At 39.0% G+C, this 8,657-nt stretch carries 6 protein-coding genes; 3 read left to right on the top strand and 3 right to left on the bottom strand.

Annotated elements, in window-relative coordinates; all coding sequences use genetic code 11:
• The first annotated feature begins 409 nt into the window (after nt 1-409).
• Nucleotides 410-2,395, top strand: a complete 1,986-nt coding sequence (locus ACFIM8_RS07230; protein WP_375607010.1) for a M23 family metallopeptidase — start codon at nt 410-412, stop codon at nt 2,393-2,395.
• Nucleotides 2,396-3,296: 901 nt separating this feature from the next.
• On the opposite strand, the gene ACFIM8_RS07225 is transcribed toward ACFIM8_RS07230, so the two are convergent.
• The 3 genes from ACFIM8_RS07225 to ACFIM8_RS07215 all read right to left on the bottom strand — a co-directional run bounded on the left by ACFIM8_RS07225 (nt 3,297) and on the right by ACFIM8_RS07215 (nt 5,717).
• Complete coding sequence (locus tag ACFIM8_RS07225) at nt 3,297-4,727, bottom strand: sensor histidine kinase (protein ID WP_375607011.1); 1,431 nt, start codon at nt 4,725-4,727, stop codon at nt 3,297-3,299.
• A 224-nt stretch (nt 4,728-4,951) separates the two neighbouring features.
• The gene (locus ACFIM8_RS07220; RefSeq protein ID WP_375607012.1) at nt 4,952-5,506 is read right to left on the bottom strand and encodes an RNA polymerase sigma factor; all 555 of its coding nucleotides are present in this window, start codon (nt 5,504-5,506) and stop codon (nt 4,952-4,954) included.
• A 7-nt stretch (nt 5,507-5,513) separates the two neighbouring features.
• Nucleotides 5,514-5,717, bottom strand: coding sequence for a NepR family anti-sigma factor (locus ACFIM8_RS07215; protein ID WP_015856821.1), 204 nt, complete (start codon nt 5,715-5,717; stop codon nt 5,514-5,516).
• 169 nt (nt 5,718-5,886) lie between these two features.
• Between ACFIM8_RS07215 and ACFIM8_RS07210 the strand changes: the two genes are divergently transcribed.
• Nucleotides 5,887-6,681: a response regulator gene (locus tag ACFIM8_RS07210; protein ID WP_375607013.1), complete on the top strand. Its 795-nt coding sequence runs from the start codon at nt 5,887-5,889 to the stop codon at nt 6,679-6,681.
• Between the two features lie 22 nt (nt 6,682-6,703).
• Nucleotides 6,704-7,717, top strand: coding sequence for a sensor histidine kinase (locus ACFIM8_RS07205; RefSeq protein ID WP_375607014.1), 1,014 nt, complete (start codon nt 6,704-6,706; stop codon nt 7,715-7,717).
• Nucleotides 7,718-8,657: the final 940 nt, after the last annotated feature.

Raw genomic sequence — 8,657 nt, 5'->3', positions numbered from 1 at the left:
AACCAAAGAGTCAATATCATTTTTTATTTTTTTTAAAATAAAATATTGTAAACAACTGGTTGTATTTCAAGACATTATAGGCAAAATAAGAAGCGTATAAAAATAAAACATGAAAACAGAAGAAATTCAAAGAGTGCATAGCGCCTTTAAAGTCAAAGTACAGCGCCCCATTGCAAGGCATAAAATATCAAATGCATGGATTAATTAATCTCAAGAGCGATTATTTTACCTTACTTTAATATTGATTCAAAAGGATTTCTCTACACAGGTATGATTTATAAAGACATTGCTGTATAAAGAGAATTCGCATGATCTGTAATTTGTAAAAAGAATCAAATTCCTGTAGAAGCATGCTAAGCTATCTAGCTAGCTTTCTTTATTTAATATTGAGAAGTACTCTTATAAATCTATGTGGGATAACGAACAACAAAAAAACGATCCTGGACAAGATCCTGCTCTTGTCGTCAAGCGCTTGCGGCCTGCACGCCGACAGGTCTCTGCTCGTTGGCTTACAGGAACCATTCTGACAGGAATCACTTCCTGCATTCTTATGGGTATTGCACTTTTTACGGCTCTTGATGAACAACAGCGATTGGTAACCCCTCCACAATGGTTTACGCAAGAAAACCTATCAGAATCACAAGATCTTGAAGCCAATGGCTATAAAGGTGATCGCATTTCTCCCACCCATGCACGGCAAAGCTTTGACAAAAAACGTCAATTTGAATTATCGATTCTACAAAAAAAAGGCGATGAAAAAGTCATTCAAACACAACATTTTGAATGGATTCGTATGGCTTTAGCCGAAAAGCGCCCCCAGAAATATAGCTATCCAAAATTTGATTCTTTAAGCATTCTTGCCAGTGATTCGACAAATCAAAACGCTAAACTACAAGATTCTGGACAGATTTATGGAGCAAAGGTGGAAACAAAACTCACCTTACGCAGCTATGATTTTAAGGTAAATCAATTCGATTTTGATGACACTGACACATTGACAGATGAAGAGGCACAACAAGAAGTGCAAAAAGCTGGATTTACTTTAGAAAAGAGCTCCGAACTTCTTTCAGTTCTCACATTGATTGATCCTTTAAAATTAGAAGATGTATCCTCCCCTTCCCAAGGTACAGAATCCCCTGAAGTTCGAATCGTTCAAGAAAATGTAACCGTTTCTCCTCAAAGTCACCGTATCGATCTGACGAAAAACTATGTTGAAGATATTATTCCTATTCGTAAAAAACAAACGATAGCCGATGCTTTCAAAAAAACCAATTATACAAAAAAGCAAATTGACCAGGTTGTAAAAACGCTAGAAAAAATAAGCCTTTCCGATACCCTTAAAGAGGGAAGCCTTTTACGCATTGGCATCGTGACACAAGCGGGAGAAGAAGACCATCTCGTACGCGCAAGTATCTATCAAGGAATGCATCATATTCTCACCATTGCCCTGAATGATAAAGGCCAATTCATTGAAAGCACAGAGCCTAAAATGTCTAAAGCACTTAAAACGGCTTTTCAAAATGGTATTCCACATTCTTATATCAATAGCGCGCAATTACCAACGGCTTATGATGCACTCTATAGTGCTTTGCTAAGCCATAATATATCACAATCTCTCTCTCATCGTCTTATTCGTCTGCTTGCCACCAATATTGATATGAAAAGCCAGATAACCCCCAATGATCAGATTGAAATATTTTATGCCATACCACAAAGCGATAAAGAAACCCAAAACGGCAAAAAGAACTTAAAAGCCAAAGAACCCTCCAAGAACACTGATCCAGAAATTCGTTATATTAGCGCCACTTTTGGGAATACAACTTATAAATATTACCGTTATCAATTAAAAGATGGAAGCGTTGATTATTATGATTCTGAAGGGAAAAGTTCAAAACCTTTCTTGTTGCGCAAACCCACACCAAATGGCATTTTTGGCTCTCCCTTTGGCCCACGCAAACACCCTATTTTAGGCTATATTCGCATGCATACGGGTGTTGATTGGGTTGCTCCTAAAGGATCACCCATTATTGCTGTAGGAGATGGTATTGTCACAAAAGTAGGTGTAACAGGCGGCTATGGAAATCATACGGAAATTCAACATGCCAATGGGTATATTAGCAGTTATTCACACCAAAGTCGTTATGCACCAGACATCAAACCAGGCGTGAAAGTACGACAAGGACAAATTATTGGGTATGTTGGATCAACAGGAATGGCAACCGGTCCCCATTGTCATTTTGAAATCATTGTCAATGGCGTCAAAGTTGATCCCATGCGCATTCGTATACCGGATAGCAAAGCCTTAACCAATCAAGACCTACAAACATTCCTACAAGAAAAAAACAACATTGATGCCTTGATCAACAGCCCAATAGCACCCTCCGAAGAAACTTAAAGCATCTACCTTTTTACAACTCAAAACATCTAAAAAATATGCTTGAGCGCTTACTTTTCTCAAAGAGATTTCCGCATTTTAAATATCTATTAAAGAATACGCCGAAATATGCCGCCACCCAAGGTCGCATCACAATGATTGAAAATAAAACGCCCTCCCCTTTTCTGGTTTACGCACAATAGAAAAGTAAAAAATATGAAACCCCAAAAGGTTAACTCTTCTTGTTTATTTTATCAAAACGATAAAAATCCCTTTGTTTTCCATGCAATAAAATCTCAAATCAAAGAGGTGCCCGCTAAAGGATGAAGATTCTAAAACCCATACCATTCTATAAACAACCCGGCTTCTTTTTGAATAAATTCCACCTATTGAATGCTTATGCTGTTCATGACCCTAAAGGACAGTGTTTCATGAACTTTCTGAGCACGTTTTACCTTAAGAATATTCGTTACACACTTTTACAAAAACACCCCATATTTAAAATTTTAACAGCCCTTACAAAAAATAATAAAACTTGAAAAAACAATCTATTCGCAAAGAAATAGAGCTTACGAATATAAGTATTATTAGCGTAAAGGAGCACTTATTCAAAATAAATTTAAATTTTAACTTAAGCACTTCAAAGCTATAAAACATACAAAAAAGGAGAATTTTGAAAGCTGATCATCGGAGTAAACAAAGCGAAAAAACAACAAGAGAGAAAATCAAACATTACACCAAAAGATAAAGAAGCAAAGTTGCTTCTCTTGAAGACAATCGATAATTTAAATTAAAGAGTGATGTGTTCGCGCTATGAAGCCGTATTTTTCCTCCTTCTTGTGAAAAGATGCCCTCCCCATACATTCACGATGAATGAAAGGCAGCTTACCACGAGCAAAGAGAAAATTTACCCTTTTAAAAATCAGTCAGAGCTTTTTTTTGAACTATTCATGCTAAGTTTTGGCAAAGGAATGACAATTTTTGTACCTCCTAAAGCAGAAGTTTCAAACAGAGGTTTTTCACCAAATTGCATACAGAGCTGTTCCACGACTACACGACCAAGTCCTGTTTTTTGTTTTAAAGTTTGGCTTTTCATTCCCACGCCATCATCTTCTACAATGAGCATCAATTGTCCATCTTTCTGGGGACCAAAGGAGATATAAATATGACCGGACCGTTGATCAGGAAAGGCATGTTTTAAGGAATTTGTCAGCAGTTCACCAAGGATAATTCCAAGTGTTGTCGCATCTCTTGAAGACAGGCGACACTCTTTAAAGTTGGTGTGAATGGTGATGTTTTCACGCAATTCAAAAGGGACTGCCAATTCGACATCATGCACAACAGAACTGAGAAACTCTGCCAATAGTGTCGTTTCCATATCATCACTTAAGCGCAAACGACGATGTGCTGTAGAAATTGTCTGAATACGATCACGTGCAGCTCCTAGAACAGAACGGACCTCTTCATTTTTGCTTCGGTTTAACTGGAGCCCCAACAAAGAAGACACCGTCCCAAGAGAATTGCCAATGCGATGGCTTGCATCCTGCAACAATATTTCAACCCGTTGGCGTTCTTTTTCAGCGTGATTGCGTGCTCTTTCTAATTCTTGTGTTCGTTCTTTCACGCGGGCTTCCAGAGCGATGTTTTCACTATGAAGCAGCAATTGATACAATTTTAAAGAGCGCATATCACGATGAAAACGATTAATAACAAAATAGGCCGAAACAAAAGTACTGACAACAGAAACAATAGCTGCCAATGTTAAAGCAGCACGCATCAATGCGATACCCTCGCGCTGTTTTTGGCGCACCACATCATCCCCATTAATAAAACTTGTCATCAATTGCGCTAAACGTGCTACAGGAATTTTTGATACTTCCAAAGAGTCCGCATGAGAAAGTTGAGAAGGTTGTTCAGAAATCGCATCAAGAGCATGCATATGGGCACTCATAAAGGCTTTTCGTGCTTCAACCTCTTCTTTAAAAGCCGTAAACCATTTATACCACTGCGGATGCGCATAAACAATAAGTGCGATATAGTCGAGAATATTCCCCAACTCCCGCTCTGAATTTTCAAAACGTATTTTATCTTCCGCCTTGCGCGTTTTTGCATAGCTGCGATCAGCAACAGCCATATCGATCAAGCTAATAAGGACCAAATCAGCCTGTTCACGCAATTCTGAACTTGTATTCAACTGTGCGACTTCTCGATCAACGGCATTTGAAAGCAACATAATAAAAACCGATGCCAAAAGAGCCATAACAAGAGAAACAACAATCGCACCCCACCGCCAGCGTGATATCGTTGCATCAGAAGAAGGCATTTGAGGCATCAAATTTGTTTTTGTTGTCATAGAATGTCCATTGGCGAACTTGAAAGTCGTCATTTTTCAGCACAAAGGAAGGCAACCTTATGGAACATAAAACCTAAAGCCCGTGAGAAAGTTTTATACAGGCTTTTCTTGTGTTCTTAAAGATACACGCCAAACTTCTGAATTCCCTCAGATACTGACTTTACTGTAATAGCTATAACGGGAATAAAAAAAACAAGGCTATCGATCATAATTATTATGCTTTTTTAGCCGTTAAATGAACACAATGTACTTCCAGCTGAGTAAGAATCAGGACCATAATCAGACTCACCATTGACATTAAGAAGTTCTTGTAATCGATTACGCGCCCTGCTCACACGGCTTTTAATGGTTCCAACAGCACAACCACAAATAGCCGCAGCATCTTCATAAGAAAATCCCGATGCGCCAATGAGAATAATGGCTTCTCTTTGATCGGCAGAAAGCAAATTTAAGGCTTTTTTGAAATCTTGCAAATCAAGTGATCCATATTGAGCAGGATGAACAGCGACATTTTGAGTAAACACGCCGTCGGTATCTTGAACTTCTCTTCCCTTTTTACGCATTTGACTATAAAATTCATTGCGCAAAATGGTAAAAAGCCACGCTTTAAGATTAGTTCCCATCTCAAAACTATCTTGCTTAGCCCATGCCTTCATAACAGTATCTTGGACCAAATCTTCGGCTTTATCGTGCTTGCCACTTAAAGAAACAGCAAAAGCTCGTAAAGCCGGCAACACAGAAAGGAGTTCTTGTTTAAAGTTTTTCGCGCACTTTGACATAAAGGATTCAAACCTTTTCCACATTGTTTAAGCCAAATTGCTCTGCGCGCTCCAACTTCTCTAAAAGCTCAAGCAAACACCGTGGCAGTGCTTCTTCTTGAATTTCCATGTAAAATTGACGTAACTTCCGTGCTATTTCGCTATTGACCCCGAGAAGATCATCTCCAACTGTAAATTGTGTAGTGAGATTTTTTTCATCACGGTCGTTCATTTTTCATCCCCCTAATCCATATATTATTGGTAGCACCGCGAAGAATTTTTTCGCCTTATGGTTGTAAATATAGCTGTCGGTAAAAAGTTCCATACAAATCAAGGAACTTTTTTATCGGTTGAGAATTTCAACCAACAAAATGCTTGAAAGGTCAAAGGAGTTATAAATTATGTCATTATCAACGCGCATTGCCCCGCATCTTCCCTATCTTCGGCGTTTTGCCCGCTCTGTCACCGGTAGCCAATCCTCTGGCGATGCTTATGTTTCAGCGATGTTGGAAGCACTCATTGCCGACATCTCCATTTTTCCCAAAGCCTCCACTGACCGAATTGGTACCTATTGGCTTTTTTGCCATCTTTTTGACCAAACCACACCAAACATCCCTGAACCCCTGCCCCAATTTGGTCTTGAACAAAAAACCAGTGCCAAATTATCCTATCTCACGCCCCGTGCACGCCAAGCATTTTTGCTCATTGCCGTTGAAGGATTTCATGAACAAGACGCCAGCGAAATCATGAATCTGGATACGAAAGAATTTCGCAAACTTCTCAACCAAGCATCCATTGATATTTCTCAACAAATTGCCACTGAAGTAATGATTATTGAAGATGAACCTCTTATTGCACTTGATATTGAGCAAATGGTAGAAAGCCTAGGTCATCATGTTGTAGGAATAGCGCGCACGCGTGATGAAGCTGTCATTATGTATCATAAGAAAAAACCACGGTTGATTTTGGCTGATATTCAATTAGCCGATAACAGTTCAGGGATTGATGCGGTCAACGAGATTTTGAAAAATGACCGTATACCGGTGATTTTCATCACGGCTTTTCCCGAAAGGCTTCTCACTGGCGAGCGTCCAGAACCAACTTTTTTAGTGACCAAACCTTTTAACCCTGATATGGTGAAAGCGCTTATTTCCCAAGCTTTATTTTTTCAAGAGAATGCTTCTAAAGCGGCTTAGAACAGGGTAACATCTTAAAATTATGATCGTTACGCCTCTTTCAAAGCCTCCTATGGATAGATCTCATATGAGTGCGCTCATGCAAGCGATTCGTGGTGCTGATATTTGCGTTCTCTATCAGGCAACAAATCTAGTTTATTTATGGGCTGAAAACTTGCCACACCATTTGCACCATAAATGGCGGGTTGGGTGTCGTGACAGCGACTTTTTTTCGCTTGACCTTGCAGACAATATGGAAACCATCAAACTGCAAGTTTTAGCCAGTGGCAAAATGCAAACCGTTGAAGCACGTTTTGAAGATACAAATAAACAAGAGATTTGGTACAAATTTTCTATTGATTGCCACCGCAATGATAACGAAGACATTATTGGGATTATCACCACCGGTGTCAATATTTCCGGCTTACGCCGCCGTGAACAAGTGCTTAAAATCCTTCTTCGCGAGGTCAGTCATCGTTCTAAAAACCTTCTAGCGATCATTCAAAGTATTGCCAGCCAAACCGCCCGCTATACTGAATCTCTTCAGGTTTTTTTACGAAAATTTCAAGGTCGTCTTCATTCTCTTTCTCATTCTCAAGATTTGATCACTGATTCCGATTGGCGTGGTGCTCAATTTCGCGAATTGGTCCAAACGCAAGCTTTAGGCTATTTTATGAAAGAAACAGAACGTTTTTCACTTGAAGGCGTCGATCCTTATCTTTTTCCCAATGCCGCTTTGCATATCGGTTTGGCTTTTCATGAACTGATTGTCAATTCTCTTTCTTTTGGAGCCCTTTCCCAAGAAAAGGGGAGCATCTGTGTACGCTGTGAAATCGAAACAAAACTGAATGGTAAAACACAACTTATCATCACTTGGCATGAAAATTTTGAATCCGGCATCCCTCCCACAAACAATAAAAAAGCCTGTTTTGGTAGTGCCGTTCTCGAAAAAATCGTTCCCATTTCCGTGAATGGTTCAGCTTCTCTCAAATTGACACAAGAAGGAATTGTCTATTGCCTCTCTGTTCCTGATACTTATTTTGATATTTTTTCTTAAAAGAGCATTTTAAACAATGAACAAGAAAAGTTTCCCCTTTTTTAGCAAAATGTCTCATCTGTTTATTAAGCACAAAGATATTTTCCAACCTCTTTAAACCAACCTCTATTGTCCCCCAATAGTTCCCCAAAACCTTAACGATGAGAACTGAAAGCCACATAAAATCCATTCCCGCTGTCAATCAACTTCCATCCCTCATATAATCGCATATTTTAAAACAGAAACCAAAACGATAAAGAGCAAACCGTTTCAGCTTTTATATGCAAAATAAAAGCGAGCCTATTACCCATCTCTTTTTGTGTAATTTTCGCAATGCGTATATAATTTTATTTTGGCAGAATATGAAATTTCAAGAAGTAAAGCTAATATCCATCATCACTCCTCAGCTTTACGGGCTTAAAGCATCCACGACAACGGCAATTAATTGATGTAAATTACACATTTTATGCTTTTATTTATCGCATTTTTTAATGGAGATATCCTCTTCAGTTACAATAGGGCTTCCTAAAACAGAATACATTTGTGTCCCTCATTCACGCACTTTTTTAATATTTCCCAGCGCATCCACGCTCATTTCAAAACAGTATCTGTAAATAAGATATAATAGCCCCCGTAAAGTGAAGCATCAAGCCCGTCCCTTGTTACACCACGTCCTTCTTTACCTTCATACCCCTTTTCACTTCATAAAAGTAGTAGCTGAGCATCATCATACCATTTGTCTCTCATGTTACAACAGCCGTTGACCTTTGAGAGCGTCCATAAGAGGCATTTCAGTCTTTTTTTAAATATTACTCACCAATATAAAGCCCCCCCACACACCCTTTTATGACGTGCAAGCCTATGACTTTGATTAATTCACTATAGAACCGACATCTCAAAGGGGAACCGACATCTCAAAGGGGAACCGACATCTCAAAGGGGAACCGACATCTCAAAGGGG

Origin of the sequence: Bartonella sp. AC535YNZD, assembly GCF_042196625.1 — a bacterium.
In the GTDB taxonomy this organism is placed as follows: domain Bacteria; phylum Pseudomonadota; class Alphaproteobacteria; order Rhizobiales; family Rhizobiaceae; genus Bartonella.
This window is presented reverse-complemented; position numbering and strand designations above follow the sequence as displayed.

Excerpts from the sequence above, each read along its gene's own strand:
- ACFIM8_RS07205 (WP_375607014.1), top strand. The coding sequence starts at position 6,704 with ATGATCGTTACGCCTCTTTCAAAGCCTCCTATGGATAGATCTCATATG.
- ACFIM8_RS07220 (WP_375607012.1), bottom strand. The coding sequence starts at position 5,506 with ATGTCAAAGTGCGCGAAAAACTTTAAACAAGAACTCCTTTCTGTGTTG.
- ACFIM8_RS07225 (WP_375607011.1), bottom strand. The coding sequence starts at position 4,727 with ATGACAACAAAAACAAATTTGATGCCTCAAATGCCTTCTTCTGATGCA.
- ACFIM8_RS07215 (WP_015856821.1), bottom strand. The coding sequence starts at position 5,717 with ATGAACGACCGTGATGAAAAAAATCTCACTACACAATTTACAGTTGGA.
- ACFIM8_RS07210 (WP_375607013.1), top strand. The coding sequence starts at position 5,887 with ATGTCATTATCAACGCGCATTGCCCCGCATCTTCCCTATCTTCGGCGT.
- ACFIM8_RS07230 (WP_375607010.1), top strand. The coding sequence starts at position 410 with ATGTGGGATAACGAACAACAAAAAAACGATCCTGGACAAGATCCTGCT.